Source organism: Aeromonas sp. ASNIH2, from assembly GCF_002934795.1.
Taxonomy (GTDB): Bacteria; Pseudomonadota; Gammaproteobacteria; order Enterobacterales; family Aeromonadaceae; genus Aeromonas; species Aeromonas caviae.
This window is the reverse complement of the sequence record NZ_CP026406.1, coordinates 3,302,838-3,319,693: the sequence shown is the minus strand read 5'-3', so window position 1 is coordinate 3,319,693 and position 16,856 is coordinate 3,302,838. Positions and strand designations below refer to the sequence as shown.

Sequence of the window (16,856 nt, the reverse complement as noted above, 5' to 3'; positions counted from 1 at the left end):
CAGCACGGGCCCATGATGATAGAATCCCGCGGTTTCACATTTATGAAGAGCCGACGCCATGCCCTGGATACAAATTCGAATCAACGCCACTGCCAAGACCGCAGACAAGGTGAGCAACATGCTGCTGGGGCGTGGGGCCCAGGCGGTGACCTTTATGGATGCCAAGGATGTGCCCGTCTATGAGCCCATGCCCGGTGAAACCCCGCTCTGGGGCGAGACCGAAGTAATGGGACTGTTCGATGCCGAAACCGATCCGGCTCCCACCATCGCCTTCTTCCAGCAGATCTTCGGAGAAGACGTGGGCTACAAGGTCGAACAGCTGGAAGACAAGGACTGGGTGCGCGAGTGGATGGATCACTTCCACCCCATGCAGTTCGGCGAGCGGCTCTGGATCTGCCCGAGCTGGCGCGACGTGCCGAACCCCGATGCGGTCAACGTCATGCTGGACCCGGGCCTGGCCTTCGGCACCGGTACCCACCCCACCACGGCGCTCTGCCTGCAGTGGCTGGACGGGCTGGATCTGGCCGGCAAAACCGTCGTCGACTTTGGTTGCGGCTCCGGCATCCTCGGCATCGCCGCCCTGAAACTGGGGGCTGCCCGGGTCATCGGCATCGATATCGATCCGCAGGCCATCCAGGCCAGCCGTGACAACGCCGAGCGAAATGGCGTTGCCGACCAGATCGAACTCTACCTGCCGGCGGATCAGCCGCAAGACGTCGAAGCGGACGTGGTGGTCGCCAACATCCTGGCCGGCCCGCTGCGGGAACTGGCGCCGCTTATCGCCGGCCACGGCAAGGCGGGCAGCCTGATGGCCCTCTCCGGCGTGCTGGAAAGCCAGGCGCCAGAGCTGGAGACCATCTATGGCCAGTGGTTCGAGATGGACCCGACTGCGGTGAAGGAAGAGTGGTGCCGCCTCTCCGGCCGCAAACTCGGCTGATAAACAACAAGCCACGGTGGCTGCCAACCCATCAGCCGCACACTCGGCTGATAAGCAACAAGCCACGGCAGTTGCCAACCCATCAGCCGCACACTCGGCTGATAAACAACAAGCCACGGTGGCTGCCAACCCATCAGCCGCACACTCGGCTGATAAACAACAAGCCACGGCAGTTGCCAACCCATCGGCCGCACACTCGGCTGATAAGCAACAAACCACGGCAGTTGCCAACCCATCGGCCGCAAACTCGGCTGATAAACAACAAGCCACGGCAGTTGCCAACCCATTGGCCACACACTCGGCTGACAAGCCACAGCGGCAACACTTAGGTCGTTTCCGGACGCCGTTCTCCTTCTGCCCACTCTGGGGAGAACCTCACGCTTCTCTGCCTCCCGATGGCTTATCCTCTCTTCCTCCACCCCATCGAGGCCCAGTCATGACCGAATACGAGAAGATGATCGCCAGCCAGCCTTACAACTGCATGGCGCCAGAGCTGGATCTGTTGCGCCGGGAGACGGCTCGCCTGTACCGCCGCTTCAATCGCAGCGACGAGGGGGATGAACAGCTGGCACTGCTGCTGCAGATCGTCGGCGAGCTGGCACAGGGTGCTTTCATCTGCCCGCCCCTCTACTGCACCTATGGCCGCCACATCCACCTTGGCAAGGGTAGCTACATCAACATGGGGGCCACCCTGCTGGACAATGCCCCCATTCGCATCGGTGCCGAGGTGATGATTGGGCCGAACGTGCAGATCTACACCGCCGCCCATGCGCTGGACGCCGATGAGCGCATTCAGGGGGTTGAGACGGCACTGCCGGTCACCATCGAAGACAGGGTCTGGATAGGCGGCGGCGCCATTCTGCTGCCCGGCGTCACCATAGGGCGGGAAGCCGTCGTGGGTGCGGGCTCGGTCGTGACCAGAGATGTACCGGCCGGTGCCAGGGTGGCAGGCAACCCGGCACGGCTGCTGCCAGTCAAAGGTTGAGCGGAAGGCCCGAGGCTCGCTCAGGCGCTTTCCAGCAAGCGGTCGATGCAGTGCACCACCTGCATGCTGGCGTTTTCCATGGTCTTGAGCTGCTCGACCATGCTTTTGATATCCCCCTGCTCGCGCGCGTGCAGGGCGGCCTTGCCGCTCTCGTGGACCCGCTTGTGGGGCCCATCCAGTTCACGAAAGCCCGGCTTGTGGGCGAAGAGCTCGGCCCCCTGCCCCTCTAAATATCATTTGCCCAGCCTGCACTGAGCGTGGTCGCTCACCGGCTCGTGAAAATGCTGCTGATCGATGAGCCGATAGATGGTGTTCTTCCAGACGGCGTGATCCAGCTTGGTGGTATTGAGGAAGGAGGTGGAGGCCGCACTGTGGATCACCTGCTGCATCCGGCCTGATTGTGCCAGCACCTGGGTCACCACCACATCGATCTGGGAGGAAGAGGTCGCCACCTCGGCGGCACTGGCCTGGTTGTCATCGATGATGGACTTGATCTCCTGTGCCTGGGCCACTATCTGCTTGACCAGCACCTCGATCTGGCTGCTGGCTTCATGAGCCTTGCTCGCCAGCTGACGCACCTCATCGGCGACCACGGCGAATCCTCGACCAGCTTCACCGGCCCTGGCCGCCTCGATGGCCGCATTGAGTGCCAGCAGGTTGGTCTGATCCGAAATACCCTGGATGGCGGTCACGAACTGGTTGATGGCGGATGTGCTGGCATCGAGCTGATGGACGGCCGTGAGACTGCGAACAGCCTCATCCGTGATGGCATGGGCACGATTGGAAAGACGGGTGATGGCGCCCCTGGTCTGGGCAAAGAGCTGATCCAGCTCGCAGAGTGCTCCCTTTTCCGCCATCAGGTGCTCGGCACTGCCGGCCAGCGCTTCCCGCACGCTCTGCAGCATCTCACCTCCCTGATTCTGGCAGGAGATCACCTGATTGAAGAGATCGCCACGCTCCCGGCTGGTGCGCTGCATGTGCTCGTATTCACCGATGGTGGCACGCAATTCGGCCAGCTCGCTCTGGTGCTGCTGCTCTTTGAGAAGCATCGCCTCCCTGAGCTGTTGATTCTCTTTTTCAAGCTTGCGGTTGAACCACATATCGCCTCCGGATGGCATAGGTGCGGGCAGTCGACGTCGAAGGGAAGCCTCTGGCTCTCTTGTCTCTGCCGATGCTGGCGGATCCCGGGCCGGATTTCACCTGCAAATGCAGGATATTTGACCCTGATCCTGATTCCAATCGAGGCCACATCAATGACTGTGCAAAAGATCGCCACAAAGAGGCCGGGTGAGGTAGAGAAGAGGCAAAGGAGAAAGAACGCTGACGTGCCGATCCCGCAAAAAATGAAGCCCAATGTCATCAAGACGTTGGGCTCTAAAAAGGTGCTACGGAATTGCGACTCTCATCGCAGAAAATTAGAAGGGGTCACCTTCTAAACTGGCAGTGGGATAATAACGTGGCGCAAACGTTTTACATAGCGTAATAAACCAGGAGTGAGAAGAATCTCTCACAATTCAAAAAATGTCCGGCCAACCCCCTTCTACCCTCTTGGCAAGTGCGCATTTATCAGTACAGCCTGACGGCTTTGTCAGAAAACAAAAAAGCCCTTAATAATCAGGGCTTTTGGCGTTCTGTGCTTCAGAAGTTGCGCACGAAGTCCTGAATGGGCAACTCGCGCAGCTTGCGGGCCTCCAGCATGGGGGTGCCAAGGTAGAGGAAGCCCACCAGTTGATCCTCCGGTGCCAGCCCCAGTGCACCATGGATCTGCTCGTCGAAGATGAACCAGCCGGAGCGCCAGATGCCGTTGAAGCCCTGGGCCTGGGCCGCCATCTGCATCGCCATCAGGGCGCAACCGGCAGAGAGCTCCTGCTCCAGTTTCGGTACCTTGGGGTGCGCCTGATAACGGGTCGCCACCGCGATCACCAGGGGAGCACGCAGTGGCGCGACGCGGCACTTCTCGACACTGTCCGCATCCTCGCCACGGGCATGGGCGGCATCGGCCAGCAATGTCCCCAGACGCTCACGCCCCTCCCCTTCAAACAGGATGAACTGCCAGGGGGTCAGAGTGCCGTGATCCGGCGCCCGCAGCCCGGCCTTGAGGATATTGTCGAGCACTTCGCCACTCGGGGCAGGCTCGGCCAGACGACCACAGGAGTGGCGATTGAGTAACAGATGGAGGGCATCCATGGGGCAGTTCCTTGTCAAAGGCGATGATGGCGTTACCTTAGCACAGCACCAGATGAAGAAAACCCCTGAGGTTCAGGGGTTTGTCAGGATACGAAAGGGCCGGGAGGCTAGATGACGGCAGCCAGCTCCGCCCCTTGACGGATGGCGCGTTTGGCATCCAGCTCGGCGGCCACGTCGGCACCGCCGATGATGTGCACCGGCTTGCCAGCAGCCTGCAGACCGGCCTGCAACTCCTTGAGGGGCTCCTGTCCGGCACAGATGATCACCTGATCCACCGGCAGGCACTGCTGCTGGTCGCCCACCTGGATGTGAAGCCCGGCATCGTCGATACGCAGGTACTGGACGCCGGAGAGCATCTGCACCTTGCGATTCTTGAGCACGGTGCGATGGATCCAGCCGGTGGTCTTGCCAAGGCCGTCGCCCACCTTGCTCTCCTTGCGCTGGAGCAACCAGATCTGGCGCTCGGGGGCATCGATTTCGGGGGTAGTCAGGCCGCCGCGCTCACCCAGTTGCTTGTCGATACCCCACTCCTTGAGCCAGTGATCGCGATGGCTTTCAGCATCCGGCGATCCTCTCTTTTCCACCAGGTATTCGGCCACATCGAAGCCGATGCCGCCGGCGCCGATGACCGCCACCTTCTCGCCCACCGGCTTGTGATCCCGCAGCACATCCAGATAGCTCAACACCTTGGGGTGCTCGATACCCGGGATATTGGGGGTGCGCGGGCGGATGCCGGTGGCGAGGATCACCTCGTCAAAACCGCCGCCCAAGAGGCTCTCGGCACTCTGGCGCTGGCCCAGATAGAGCTCGACGCCGCACTTCTCAAGCCGTTTGGCAAAGTAGCGCAGGGTCTCGTGAAACTCCTCCTTGCCCGGGATCTGCTTGGCAAAGTTGAACTGGCCGCCGATTTCGCTCGCCTGATCGAACAGGCTTACCTGATGGCCCCGCTCGGCGGCGTAGCAGGCAAACGCCAGCCCGGCAGGACCCGCCCCCACCACCGCCAGCTTCTTGGGCTGGGGCACCCGGCCAAACGTCAACTCGGTCTCAAAGCAGGCGCGGGGATTGACCAGGCAGGAGGCACGCTTTTGCTTGAACACGTGGTCGAGGCAGGCCTGGTTGCAGGCGATGCAGGTGTTGATCTCGTCCGCCCTGTCTTCAGCCGCCTTGATGACGAATTCGGGGTCTGCCAGGAAGGGGCGCGCCATGGAGACCATGTCCGCTTCGCCGCCCGCCAGGATGCGCTCCGCCACCTCGGGGGTGTTGATGCGGTTGGTGGTGATGAGGGGCACCTTGAGGTGCTTTTTCAGCTCGGCGGTCACCCAGCTGAAGGCACCGCGCGGCACGCTGGTGGCGATGGTGGGAATGCGCGCCTCGTGCCAGCCGATACCGGTGTTGATGAGGGTGACCCCCACCTGCTCCAGTGCCCGGCCAAGTGCGATCACTTCCTCAAGGGAGGAGCCCTGCTCCACCAGATCCAGCATGGAGAGGCGGAAGATGATGATGAAATCCGTGCCCACCCGCTCACGGATGGCGCGGACAATCTCCACCGGGAAGCGCATGCGGTTTTCGCTGCTGCCGCCCCAGCCATCGGTGCGCTTGTTGGTGCGTTCGCAGATGAACTGGTTGATGAGATAGCCTTCCGAGCCCATCACCTCGACCCCGTCATAACCGGCCGCCTTGGCCAGCGCCGCAGTGGCGGCGAAGTCGCGAATGGTGCCGCGGATCTGCCGCTCGCTCATGGCCCGCGGCTTGAACGGGGAGATGGGAGCCTTGAGGGCGCTCGGCGCCAGGCTGAACGGATGGTAGGCGTAGCGGCCCGCATGAAGGATCTGCAGCGCTATCTTGCCCCCTTCCCGGTGCACTGCCTCGGTCACCTTGCGGTGTTTGGCTACCTGCCAGGGAAAGCTCAGCTGGGAGCCGTGGGGCTCCAGCCGCCCCCGCAAATTGGGGGCGATACCGCCGGTCACGATGAGACCGACCCCGCCACGGGCCCGCTCGCCATAGAAGGCGGCCAGCTTGTCAAAGCCCCCCTTTTCCTCCTCGAGGCCGGTGTGCATGGACCCCATCAGTACGCGGTTGCGCAACTGGGTAAAACCCAGATCGAGGGGGGTCAGCAGCGTGGGATAACGGCTCATGATGCACTCCTTGTCGAGGTCGATGTGCACGGGGTCATGCTCCAGCCTTCCTGGCTGCCTCGGGTGACGGGCAGTAAAAAGAAGGGGTAGGTGGAGGTGGGGCCGGCTCATCGGGCCTTTCAGTTAATTTTTTGTTATCAAACTGGAGCTAGAGTAAAGAATCGAAAACTCTTTTTCAAACAAATGTTTGGACATTTTTTCAGCGAACAGCTGTGTTCCGAAGTGGCGGGGAGGCAGTCGACTCAAGGGGAAATGGCAATTGGCTGCGCAACTGGTTAATAATGGCTGCTCTCAACCCATTAACAGGGCGACAACGCAGCTATGTCTATTTTCAAAGGTCTGGGATGGCTCTTTCGCAGCCTCTGGCGCCTGCTCAACTTTACCCGCTTGATGCTGGTCAACCTGCTGTTTCTTCTCGTCGTGCTGGTCATTGTCTTCAGCGTCAGCCAGAGCGAGACCCCAAGCACCCCCATCGAGGGGGCGCTCACCCTCAATCTCTCCGGTGTGCTGGTAGAACAGCGCACCCAGACCGATCCCACGGTGCAACTGCTCAGGCAGATGGACAAGGGGGACGAGCAGCCAAGCGAAATCGTCCTCTCCGATCTGCTGTGGGCCATCAAGAGTGCGGGGAATGACGATCGCATCAAGGCGCTGGTGATCAAGCCCCAGGGTCTGCAAGGGGCCAGCCTCTCCAAACTGCAGGAGGTGACGGCCGCCATCGACGCCTTCAAGGAGAGCGGCAAGCCGGTCATCGCCATGGCGGACTACTACAGCCAGGGGGCCTATCTGCTCGCCGCCCACGCCGACCACGTGCTGCTCAACCAGAGTGGTGCCGTGCTGATCGAGGGGCTGGGTGTCTACCAGACCTACTTCAAGTCGGCACTGGAGAAGCTCAACATCACCCCGCACGTCTTCAAGGTCGGCACCTACAAGTCCTTCGTCGAGCCCTACACCCGGGACGAGATGTCCCCCGAGAGCAAGGAGGCGAACCAGCGCTGGCTGGATCAGCTGTGGCAATCCTATGTGGCCGACGTGGCGGAGCAGCGGGAGATCGAGCCGGATGCCGTCGCACCGAACAAGGATCACTTCCTCGAACTGCTGCGCAAGGCCGGTGGCAATGCGGCCAGCTACGCCCTCGACAACGGTCTGGTGGATCAGCTCGCCACCCGCGACGAAATGACCCAGGCGGTGATCAAGGAAGTGGGCGAGGACGATGATCACGGCTGGAAGGGCGTGGGCCTGAAAGAGTATCTGGCCGCCATCCCGGAGCAGTACCCCCAGAGCGGCAAGGATGAGGTAGGCCTCATCACCGCCAGCGGCGCCATCATGGATGGCGTCCAGCCTGCCGGCACCATCGGCGGCGACAGCCTTGCCGATCTGCTGGCAGAAGCCCGCCGTGACGATCAGGTGAAAGCCGTGGTGCTGCGAGTGGACAGCCCGGGCGGCAGCGCCTTCGCCGCCGAGCAGATCCGCGCCGAATTGCTGGCCCTGAAACAGGCGGGCAAGCCGGTGGTCATCTCCATGGGCAGCTACGCTGCCTCCGGTGGCTACTGGATCTCCGCCGATGCGGACAAGATCTTCGCCTCCCCCACCACCCTCACCGGCTCCATCGGGGTGTTCGGCATGTTCGCCACCATCGACAAGGCGCTCTCCCAGTACGGGGTACACACCGACGGCGTCGGCACCACCGACTTCGTGGGGGTCGGGCTGACCCGTGCCCTGCCGGATCACGTGGGTGAAGCCATTCAACTGAGCGTGGAAGACACCTATCAGCGCTTTGTCGGCCTGGTGGGCAAGGGCCGGGGCCTTAGCCCGGAAGAGGCGGAAAAAGCCGCCGAAGGCCGGGTCTGGACCGGGCAGGATGCCAAGGCACTGGGGCTGGTGGACGAGTTTGGCAATCTGGATGACGCCCTCAAGGCGGCCGCCGATCTCGCCAACCTCAAGAGCTGGCAGGTCACCCCCATCGCACCGGAAGAGTCTGCCAGGGACAAGTTCCTGCGCGAGCTGTTTGACAGCAGCGCCCAGGCGCTGGCCCCGCACCTGCAAAGCTGGCTGCCCGCCGGGCTTGGCAAGGCGCTGCTGGAGATGAACCGCACTCTGGACCCGCTGACCCGCTTCAACGATCCCCAGGGCACCTACGCCTTCTGCCCGGTCTGTCTCCCCTGACGCCGGGGACAGCCATAAAAAAACCGCCGACAGGCGGTTTTTTTATGGGGCAAGCGGCCTTGTCAGGTCAGCAAGCCGGACGCTTGCCAGCGGTGCAACTCTGCCAGCACCCGGGTCTCTCGCGCCGTCCACTGGGGACAGGGACCCGCCAGCTGGGTCTTGTTGGTTTGCAGGGCCTCGGCCAGGGGGAACCAGCCCGGCGTGAAGCCGAGGCGGATCTCGTAGGGCTGGGGGCGCGGCGCACTCCAGTCCTCCCCGACCCGGCAGAGGTAATATGACGATCGGATGCAGTAGGCATCGTAATCCGGCTCGCGCGCGGCACGATACTCCCGGGTCTCTCCCAGCAGGGGGCCCACGGCCACCAGCTCGGCGCCACACTCTTCCCGCAGCTCCCGGGCCAAGGCCGCATCGTGCGCCTCCCCGTGCTCGATGCCGCCACCGGGGAACATGAGATCCCCGTTGACGCGGGAGTGCACCAGCAGCAGTTGATCACCACGCATCACCACGGCCCTCACCGTGGCCCGTTCAAGCACCCTGTCCTCGCCGCGGATCTGGCCGTGGACGAGGCGGATATCGAAGGGATGGGCCCACTCCCGGACCTCTGTCAGGGTCGGATTCATGGTGTGCGGTAGCTCCCCTGCCTGAGTGCGTCGACGATGGTGGACGCCTGGTCGTCCAGCGTCTCCTGCTCCTCCTTGCCGATGGCATGGTAAATGCCGAGCCGGGTGGCGGAGACCTCGGGGCTCTCCTGGAATGACTCGCTCACCTTGCCCCACAGATAAGCCTGATCAAATCGCTTCTGCCCCATGTAGAGGGTGCTGAGGGCGGTGAGGATCCGGCTGTTGACCTTGTCCCCCTCCCGATAGAGGGAGAGCGCATGGTGCATCAGCCTGATGGCCTTCTCGGGCTCGCTCTTGGCATAAATGCCGCCGAGCGCCAGTTGCAGCTCGGGCTCCTCGAGGCTCGGCGTCCCCTCCTGCGCGAGGAAGCTGGCGCGGGCCTCGGGACTGGTGTTGTTGGTCCAGTGCCAGAGCAGCAGGTAGGGATCCTGGGAACCCCGGGTCTGAGCGTCCAGTTGCTCCAGTTGACGGCCGGCGGCCAGCATCCCTTCCACTCTGGGGCTCTTCTGCTCCCTGGCACGCTTGTACTCGATATTGGTGGAGTGCTCGGCGCACTGCAGATAACGCTCCAGGCCGCGCATCAGATCGTACTTGCGCCTGTCCGTCCCCTCTTCCTGGAGATAGTAACGACCGCGAATGACGTCGCTGCGCTCATAGCGACACCAGCCGTCGTCCACCAGGTCCGCGCACAGGGCGGGATATTGGGAGCAGATGTTGTGGATCCTGTCGTCGTCGCAGGCCGTCAACGTCAGGCAACAAGCGAGGGAAAGCAGTAACGGACGCTGTGAGAATAGGGTCATGGTTCACATCTGGTTGATAACAATCGCAACCCGCACCGGCCACCGCCAACTAGCAAACAGGCTACATATCCATTACAATGCGCGCGCCGTATAAGGCCGCGATTGCAGAATAATATAACGAAACCATCAGCCCTACACTGATCTGCCTTCGACGAATTTCAATTTGCCCAGGCAACTTGCTTCAACAACGTGAAATAAAAGGATCTGGTTAATGACCCACGAGCACTACTTGCAGGCGTGGCAGGAGAGCCAGGAGCTCGCCGAAGCCATGCAACCCTTGATAGGTCGCCTCTACCGACAGCAAGGGATAGAGATCACCCTCTACGGACGCCCCCTGCAAAACGCCTCCACCATCGATATCCTCAAGGCCCACCGGGTCGTTCGCCGCCACCAGGGCACCCCGCTGCCCATCCAGCAAAGCTTCCCTCTCCTGCGCGCCATCGTCGCCTTGAACCCCACCGCCGCCGAAGTCGATCTCGGCAAACTGGCCGTGGGCTACTGGCAGGATCACCAGGATGAAGCTGGCATCGAGGACTATCTGCGCGCCAAGCTGGCACCGGCCCTGAACCGCAGTACCGTGCCCGCCCCGACCGACGTGGTACTCTACGGCTTCGGTCGCATCGGCCGCCTGCTGGCCCGTCTGCTCATCGAGCGCACCGGCGCCGCCAACTCCCTGCGCCTGCGCGCCATCGTGGTGCGCGGCGGTCGCGACGGGGATCTGGAGAAGCGTGCCAGCCTGCTGCGCCGCGATTCGGTGCACGGCCCCTTCAACGGCTCCATCGAGGTGGATGTGGAACGCAGAGCCATCATCGCCAATGGCACCTTCATCCAGGTGATCTACGCCAACAGCCCGGCCGACATCGACTACACCGCCTACGGCATCGACAATGCGCTGATCGTCGACAACACCGGCGTCTGGCGTGACGAGGCGAGCCTGTCCGAGCACCTCAAGGCCCGCGGTGCCGCCCGGGTGCTGCTGACCGCCCCCGGCAAGGGGGAGATGAAGAACGTGGTGTTCGGGGTCAACCACGAGGTGATAGGCCCGGATGACAAGATAGTCTCCGCCGCCTCCTGCACCACCAACGCCATCACCCCGGTGCTCAAGGTGATGCAGGACAAGTACGGCATCCGCCACGGCCACGTGGAGACGGTCCACTCCTATACCAACGATCAGAACCTCATCGACAACTATCACAAAGGCGAGCGCCGCGGTCGCAGCGCAGCCCTCAACATGGTGATGACCAGCACCGGCGCCGCCAAGGCGGTGACCAAGGCGCTGCCGGAGCTCAAGGGCAAGTTGACCGGCAACGCCATCCGGGTGCCCACCCCCAACGTGTCGCTTGCCATCATCAACCTGTCGCTGGAACAGACCACCGATCGGGAGAGCCTCAACGCCTATCTGCAGCAGATGGCACTGAGCTCGGCCCTGCATCGCCAGATCGACTTCAGCGCCAGCACCGAGCTGGTCTCCTCCGACATGGTGGGCTCCCGTTTTGCGGGCATCGTCGATTCCCAGGCCACCATCGCCGAGGGGGATCACTGCGTGCTCTACGTGTGGTATGACAACGAGTTCGGGTACAGTTGTCAGGTAGTACGGGTGATGGAGCAGATGGCTGGCGTAGTCCGCCAGGATCTACCGGTATAGTCCGACAGGATCTGCCCGCCTGAACCCGTGTTCATGGCTCAATTTTCAAGGAGAGGCCGGATGTCGTCTCAGCAAGTGACGTTTCAACAAGCGATAGCGCAGATGCCCAAAGAGGTGTACGAGCGACTCAAGACTGCGGTCGAGCTCGGCAAATGGCCGGATGGCAAGCCCCTCACCGAGGAGCAGAAGGCCACCTCCCTGCAGGCCGTGATGGCCTGGCAGGCGATGCACCTTGAGAACCCCGAGCACATGAACATCGGCCGTGACGGCGAGATCGTGATGAAGAGCAAGAGCGAGCTCAAGCGTCAGTATCGCGACGAGGAAGAGATAGTACGGGTCGACCTTAGCCACTGAGGCAGGCCGCACGTCACCTATCGCGGTAACGAAACGAAAGAGGGGAGCCATAATGGCTCCCCTCTTTTTTCCTCTCTATGCAGGATGACTCATCCCCGGCCCTTCTCCCACCAGGGGAGAAGGGAGCTGGCACGCACCTGCGAGCAGTCAGCGGGCCACCTGCCGGCGATCTTCATGGCAAACCTCGCCACCTCGATCTATCCCCTCTCCCGCTGGGAGAGGGTTAGGGTGAGAGGGAAAGTCAGGGGGTCAGTTCACCCCGCAGGGACTGCTGCATCAGCTCACGGATGCGCGGCGCCGGCAGATCCTGGCTCAGCAGGAAGTGCAGCTTGGTGAGCGCTGCCTCGGCTGTCATGTCAAAGCCCGAGATGACTCCCGCACGGGAGAGGGCGTTGCCGGTGGCATAGCCGCCCATGTTGACCTTGCCGTGCAGGCACTGGCTCAGGTTGACGATGATGACGCCCCGGGCAGATGCCTCGGAGAGCAGGGCCAGCATGGCCGGGTTCTGGGGCGCATTGCCCACCCCGAAGGAGAGCAGGATCAGCGCACGCACCGGCTGTTGCAGGATGTTCGCTATCACCTCCGCCGATATCCCCGGGTAGAGGGTCACCACCCCGATGGGCTGGGGGGTGATGTCGTGCAGCACCAGGGGGCGATCGCACGGCACGCCCAGCTCACCTGCCTCCAGGGAGATGGCGATACCGGCATTGAGCAGGGGCGGGTAGTTGGGCGAGTCGAAGGCGTGGAAGCCGTCGGCATGCACCTTCTTGCTGCGGTTGCCGCGATAGAGCTGGTTGTTGAAGAAGAGCGTCACCTCGTGGATCGGGTAGTTGGCCGCGATGTAGAGGGCGTTGAGCAGGTTCTGCTGACCGTCCGAGCGCAGCTCGGCCAGGGGGATCTGGGAGCCGGTGATGATGACCGGCTTGTGCAGATTTTCGAGCATGAAGGAGAGCGCAGACGCGGTGAACGACATGGTGTCGGTGCCGTGCAGAATGACGAAACCGTCGTACTTGTCGTAGTTGCCCTTGATATCCTCGGCGATGCGCTGCCAGTCTGCCGGCGTCATGTCGGAAGAGTCGATGAGGGGGGCATATTCGTGGATATGGTAATCGGGCATTTCCGGTCGATGGAACTCGGGCATCCGTGCCAGACAGTCCTCCATGAAGCCCGCCATCGGTACATAACCGTGGTCGGAACGCTGCATCCCTATGGTGCCGCCTGTGTAGGCAATGTAGATGGACTTCTTCACACCCTCTCCTCTCTCTGGACTGGAAACCGGCAAATCAAACAGGGCTCAACCGATACAGCCCCCGTCCTTCAGATGGTGCGGGCGGGCTCAATATCGGTCATCCGCAGACCTCTTGAGGGTCTGTGTCCTCCCGTGGGGGCGGAACCGGGCGAATTATAAAGAGTGCCGCTGCAAATGACAGCCGCAGCAGCATTGTTGCGATCCGGAGCACACTCGGCGAGGCAGTTTTAAATGCCATGTTAACACCATGTTTTAATCATTAATGTGACATATGTGGATGTACTTGGTGTTTTTTGCTAGTATCCGGCGGATTTTTCACAAATCTCATCTGGACGCCCGACGAACACGGGCTCGTGTCGACCCCCTCTTTTGCAGAGGGACGGGGCTGCGGCCCCTCTGTCACTGGCGCGTTCGCCACTCTGTTTCATCCCGGCTGGATCCGTGAGTCTTTCTCGCCAAAGACACAGCCGATCAACATGGGAGCACTGAATGCTACAACTTGATGCCTACGCCACCCTGGTCGCCGCGACCCTGGTGCTGCTGCTTGGCCGCCTGCTGGTCAACAAGATAGGACCCCTGCGCACTTTCAACATCCCCAAACCCGTGGCCGGTGGCCTGGTGGTGGCCCTGGTGCTGCTGGTGCTGCGTTCCACCCTGCAGATCGAACTGCAATTTGATACCAGCCTGCAGACGGCCCTGATGCTGACCTTCTTCGCCTCCATCGGCCTCTCCGCCGATCTGGGCAGCCTCAAGCGCGGCGGCAAGGCGGTGGCCACCTTCCTGCTGGTGGTTACCGGCCTGCTGCTGGTGCAGAACACCCTGGGGGTGGGTCTGGCCACCCTGCTGGGGCTGGATCCCCACATGGGGCTGCTGGCCGGCTCCATCACCCTCTCCGGCGGCCACGGCACCGGGGCGGCCTGGGGCTCCATCTTCACCGAGAAATACGGCGTGCAATCCGCCGCCGAGCTGGCGATTGCCTGTGCCACCTTCGGCCTGGTGCTGGGGGGCCTCATCGGCGGCCCGGTGGCCCGTTATCTGGTGAAGAAAGTGCAGGTGCCCGGTGAGGAGCACAACCGTGACGGCGCCCCCCAGGGCTTCGAGATGCCGGACATGGAGCGCCCGCTCACCACCTTCAGCCTGATCGAGACCCTGGCACTCATCGCCATCAGCCTGAAAGGGGGCGAAATGCTGGCCCTCTACCTCAAGGGCGGCGTCTTCGAGTTGCCGATCTTCGTCTGCGTGCTCTTTGTCGGCGTGCTGCTGCGCAACCTGCTCACCCTGCTCAACTGGCACGAAGTGAGCGACCGTGAGGTCTCCCTGCTCGGCAACGTCAGCCTGTCGCTCTTCCTCGCCATGGCGCTGATGAGCCTCAAGCTGTGGGAGCTGGCAAGCCTGGCCCTGCCCATCTTCATACTGCTGGCCGTGCAGACGGTAGCGATGGCGCTCTACGCCATCTTCGTCACCTTCCGGGTCATGGGGCGCAACTATGATGCGGCCGTGCTGGCGGCGGGTCACTGCGGCTTCGGCCTCGGCGCCACCCCCACTGCCATTGCCAACATGCAGGCCATCACCCAGCGCTTTGGCCCCTCCCACCTGGCCTTCCTGGTGGTGCCCATGGTCGGTGCCTTCTTCATCGACATCATCAACGCCGTGGTGATCAAGCTGTTCCTGGCCCTGCCCTTCCTGTGATCCCGGACGCAGGCCCCGTATGACAGAGCCCACCTTGCGGTGGGCTCTTTGCTTGCTGGTCCCTGGACGCTGCCCCGACCCCCACCAAGGGGCCGATGACAGGCAACAAAAAGCCCCGCACCAAGGTGCGGGGCTTTTTACTGACGCCACGGTAGGTAGGACTGCGGCCTGACCTTCCTTACAAAATAAAGGTCGACACCTGCTGGTTCAGGTTGGTGGCACGCCCCTTGAGGTTGTGCGCCTGATCCAGGTCGCGCATGGCGGAAGCGGTGATCTCGTCGCTCACATCCTTGATGGCGGTGGTGTTCTGGGTGATTTCACCGGTCACCTGGGTCTGCTCCTCGGCGGCGGTGGCGATCTGGCCCGCCATGTCGGAGATGAGGCTGACGGCCTGGGTGATCTCCTCCAGGGCCGCAGCGGCAGCGTCGGCATCCTTCACGCTGTTGTCCGCCAACCCCTGGCTGGTCTGCATCAGGCTCACCGCGCGGGCCGTGGTCTGTTGCAGGGTTTCGATGGTGGACTGGATCTCCTGAGTGGAATCCTGGGTACGGCGCGACAGCACCCGCACCTCGTCCGCCACCACGGCGAAACCGCGACCCTGTTCACCGGCACGGGCCGCTTCAATGGCCGCGTTCAGCGCCAGCAGGTTGGTCTGCTCGGCGATGCCCTGGATGGTGGAGAGGATGCCGGAGATGGCCTGGGCGTGACGGCTCAGCTCACCGATGACACCGGTCGCCTGCCCCACTTCCTCGGCCAGGTTGTTGATGGACTGGCGAGTCTGGTTCACCAGGATCTTGCCCTGTTCACTGCTCTGGGCGGATTGCTGGGCGGCGGCAGCGGTGTTCTCGGCGTTGCCCGCGATCTCCATGGTGGCACTCGCCATCTCGGTGACGGCGGTGGCGACCATGGTCACCTCCTGTTGCTGGCGCTGCAGCTCTTCCACCGCGGCCTGGTTGGTCACCAGACTGCGTTCGGCATCGGCGTTCAGCTCGTTGGCAAGCTGACGGATGTTGGCGATGAGCTGATGCTGGCTGCCCACGAAGCGATTGAAGCTGCCGGCGAGCTGGCCCACTTCGTCATTGGCGTCGATCTTGATGCGCTGGGTCAGATCGCCGTTACCGTCGGCGATGCGGGCCAGGGCCTGGGACACCTTGGTGAGGGGACCGAGCAGCAGGCTGACCAGCCAGGAGATGGCGAGAATGCTGCCCACCAGCACCAGCAGGGCCAGGCCGAGCTGGGTCATCAGCAGGGAGGAGAGCGGCGCCTCCAGGGTGCTCTTGTCCAGTACCAGCACCAGCTCCCAGTCGGTGTCCGGAATGTCCGTCGCCCACAGCAGCTTGTCACGCCCCTCGTTGTCGAAGAAAGCAGGCACCAGGCTGTTGCTCGCCTTGCTCTGCTCGATCAGGGCATTGGTCAGATCGTTGTCGATCTCGCTGGCCGGCTTCATCGCCTTGGCCGCATCCTTGTAGGCGATGACGGTGCCATCCTTGTGCATCAGGATGGCGAAGCCGTCCGCAGGCAGCTTCATCTTGGTGATGTCATCCACCAGGGAGGCGATGGAGAGATCCCCCCCCACCACGCCGCCCTGGGCCGGCTGGGCCAGGGTCACCACCAGAATGTTGTAGGCCACGTCGAGGTAGGGTTTGGTGACGATCATGCCGCCCTTGGCCATGGCTTCCTGATACCAGCCACGGGAGCGGGGATCGTAACCGTCGCGGTTGATGGAGGGGTCGGAGTCGTTCATCTTGCCGCTGCCCTCACCAAAATAGGTGAGCTGGAAACGGCCGGACACCTGGGCCTGTTGCAGGGCGTTGAGGGGCTCGGCACCGGCCTTGTTGCCAAGGGCCTGGATAACGTCACGACGGGCGGCAAGCCAGTCGCTGACGCTGGCGGCCTGCTGGCTGCCAAGGCGTTGCACCTGTTCCTGACTGTCTTGCAGCAGCATGGACTTCTGGCTGCTGTAGCTCTGCCAGGAGAGCAGCAGGATCACCAGTGACAAGGCGATGACCACAGACAACAGTATCTTCAGCTTGAGTGATAGGTTTTTCATCGTGTTTTCTTCTTATGGGAGTCGGGAACAGGATCAATC

Annotated in this window: 13 protein-coding genes; 6 read left to right on the top strand and 7 right to left on the bottom strand. The window is 62.5% G+C overall.

All coding sequences use genetic code 11. The features are described 5' to 3' along the window. The first annotated feature begins 58 nt into the window (after positions 1 to 58). Positions 59 to 937 carry a 50S ribosomal protein L11 methyltransferase gene (gene prmA, locus C3F36_RS15855; protein ID WP_010675412.1) on the top strand — a complete coding sequence of 293 codons (879 nt, stop codon included), beginning with the start codon at positions 59 to 61 and terminating at the stop codon, positions 935 to 937. A gap of 436 nt (positions 938 to 1,373) precedes the next feature. Further along, positions 1,374 to 1,922, top strand: coding sequence for a sugar O-acetyltransferase (locus C3F36_RS15850; RefSeq protein ID WP_104455427.1), 549 nt, complete (start codon positions 1,374 to 1,376; stop codon positions 1,920 to 1,922). 233 nt (positions 1,923 to 2,155) lie between these two features. Here C3F36_RS15850 and C3F36_RS23860 read toward each other — a convergent pair whose 3' ends face one another. The 3 genes from C3F36_RS23860 to C3F36_RS15830 form a co-directional block, all read right to left on the bottom strand. Further along, on the bottom strand, positions 2,156 to 3,022 hold the full coding sequence (locus C3F36_RS23860) for a methyl-accepting chemotaxis protein (RefSeq protein WP_324804821.1): 867 nt from the start codon (positions 3,020 to 3,022) through the stop codon (positions 2,156 to 2,158). Positions 3,023 to 3,560: 538 nt separating this feature from the next. Continuing rightward, the gene (locus tag C3F36_RS15835) at positions 3,561 to 4,109 is read right to left on the bottom strand and encodes an NAD(P)H nitroreductase (RefSeq protein WP_104455425.1); all 549 of its coding nucleotides are present in this window, start codon (positions 4,107 to 4,109) and stop codon (positions 3,561 to 3,563) included. A gap of 107 nt (positions 4,110 to 4,216) precedes the next feature. Further along, complete coding sequence (locus C3F36_RS15830; RefSeq protein WP_104456069.1) at positions 4,217 to 6,244, bottom strand: NADPH-dependent 2,4-dienoyl-CoA reductase; 2,028 nt, start codon at positions 6,242 to 6,244, stop codon at positions 4,217 to 4,219. A gap of 321 nt (positions 6,245 to 6,565) precedes the next feature. Between C3F36_RS15830 and sppA the strand changes: the two genes are divergently transcribed. Further along, on the top strand, positions 6,566 to 8,410 hold the full coding sequence (sppA, locus tag C3F36_RS15825; protein WP_104455424.1) for a signal peptide peptidase SppA: 1,845 nt from the start codon (positions 6,566 to 6,568) through the stop codon (positions 8,408 to 8,410). 62 nt (positions 8,411 to 8,472) lie between these two features. Here the strand turns inward: sppA and C3F36_RS15820 are convergent, their stop codons facing one another. After that, positions 8,473 to 9,030 (bottom strand): NUDIX domain-containing protein, encoded by a 558-nt coding sequence (locus C3F36_RS15820; protein WP_104455423.1) that lies wholly within the window; start codon positions 9,028 to 9,030, stop codon positions 8,473 to 8,475. After that, positions 9,027 to 9,830, bottom strand: a complete 804-nt coding sequence (locus tag C3F36_RS15815; protein WP_104455422.1) for a DUF2989 domain-containing protein — start codon at positions 9,828 to 9,830, stop codon at positions 9,027 to 9,029. Before C3F36_RS15815 ends, C3F36_RS15820 begins: the two co-directional genes overlap by 4 nt. A 211-nt stretch (positions 9,831 to 10,041) precedes the next feature. On the opposite strand from C3F36_RS15815, the gene C3F36_RS15810 reads away from it, so the two are divergent. Next, a complete protein-coding gene (locus C3F36_RS15810) occupies positions 10,042 to 11,475 on the top strand; it encodes a glyceraldehyde-3-phosphate dehydrogenase (protein ID WP_104455421.1) in 1,434 nt (477 codons plus the stop codon). A 60-nt stretch (positions 11,476 to 11,535) separates the two neighbouring features. Then, positions 11,536 to 11,829, top strand: coding sequence for a YeaC family protein (locus C3F36_RS15805; protein ID WP_010675423.1), 294 nt, complete (start codon positions 11,536 to 11,538; stop codon positions 11,827 to 11,829). Positions 11,830 to 12,070: 241 nt separating this feature from the next. Here the strand turns inward: C3F36_RS15805 and ansA are convergent, their stop codons facing one another. Then, entirely contained in the window at positions 12,071 to 13,078 is a 1,008-nt protein-coding gene (gene ansA, locus C3F36_RS15800) for an asparaginase (RefSeq protein WP_104455420.1), read from the bottom strand. A 489-nt stretch (positions 13,079 to 13,567) separates the two neighbouring features. On the opposite strand from ansA, the gene gltS reads away from it, so the two are divergent. Continuing rightward, positions 13,568 to 14,767: a sodium/glutamate symporter gene (gene gltS / locus C3F36_RS15795; protein WP_041215692.1), complete on the top strand. Its 1,200-nt coding sequence runs from the start codon at positions 13,568 to 13,570 to the stop codon at positions 14,765 to 14,767. A gap of 178 nt (positions 14,768 to 14,945) precedes the next feature. Here the strand turns inward: gltS and C3F36_RS15790 are convergent, their stop codons facing one another. Continuing rightward, entirely contained in the window at positions 14,946 to 16,817 is a 1,872-nt protein-coding gene (locus tag C3F36_RS15790) for a methyl-accepting chemotaxis protein (protein ID WP_104455419.1), read from the bottom strand. Positions 16,818 to 16,856 lie beyond the last annotated feature (39 nt).

What these genes read in the sequence shown, in the direction of transcription:
- C3F36_RS15810 (WP_104455421.1), top strand. Translation starts at nt 10,042, where the DNA reads ATGACCCACGAGCACTACTTGCAGGCGTGGCAGGAGAGCCAGGAGCTC.
- sppA (WP_104455424.1), top strand. Translation starts at nt 6,566, where the DNA reads ATGTCTATTTTCAAAGGTCTGGGATGGCTCTTTCGCAGCCTCTGGCGC.
- gltS (WP_041215692.1), top strand. Translation starts at nt 13,568, where the DNA reads ATGCTACAACTTGATGCCTACGCCACCCTGGTCGCCGCGACCCTGGTG.
- C3F36_RS15830 (WP_104456069.1), bottom strand. Translation starts at nt 6,244, where the DNA reads ATGAGCCGTTATCCCACGCTGCTGACCCCCCTCGATCTGGGTTTTACC.
- C3F36_RS15815 (WP_104455422.1), bottom strand. Translation starts at nt 9,830, where the DNA reads ATGACCCTATTCTCACAGCGTCCGTTACTGCTTTCCCTCGCTTGTTGC.
- C3F36_RS15850 (WP_104455427.1), top strand. Translation starts at nt 1,374, where the DNA reads ATGACCGAATACGAGAAGATGATCGCCAGCCAGCCTTACAACTGCATG.
- C3F36_RS23860 (WP_324804821.1), bottom strand. Translation starts at nt 3,022, where the DNA reads ATGTGGTTCAACCGCAAGCTTGAAAAAGAGAATCAACAGCTCAGGGAG.
- C3F36_RS15820 (WP_104455423.1), bottom strand. Translation starts at nt 9,030, where the DNA reads ATGAATCCGACCCTGACAGAGGTCCGGGAGTGGGCCCATCCCTTCGAT.
- prmA (WP_010675412.1), top strand. Translation starts at nt 59, where the DNA reads ATGCCCTGGATACAAATTCGAATCAACGCCACTGCCAAGACCGCAGAC.
- C3F36_RS15805 (WP_010675423.1), top strand. Translation starts at nt 11,536, where the DNA reads ATGTCGTCTCAGCAAGTGACGTTTCAACAAGCGATAGCGCAGATGCCC.
- C3F36_RS15835 (WP_104455425.1), bottom strand. Translation starts at nt 4,109, where the DNA reads ATGGATGCCCTCCATCTGTTACTCAATCGCCACTCCTGTGGTCGTCTG.
- C3F36_RS15790 (WP_104455419.1), bottom strand. Translation starts at nt 16,817, where the DNA reads ATGAAAAACCTATCACTCAAGCTGAAGATACTGTTGTCTGTGGTCATC.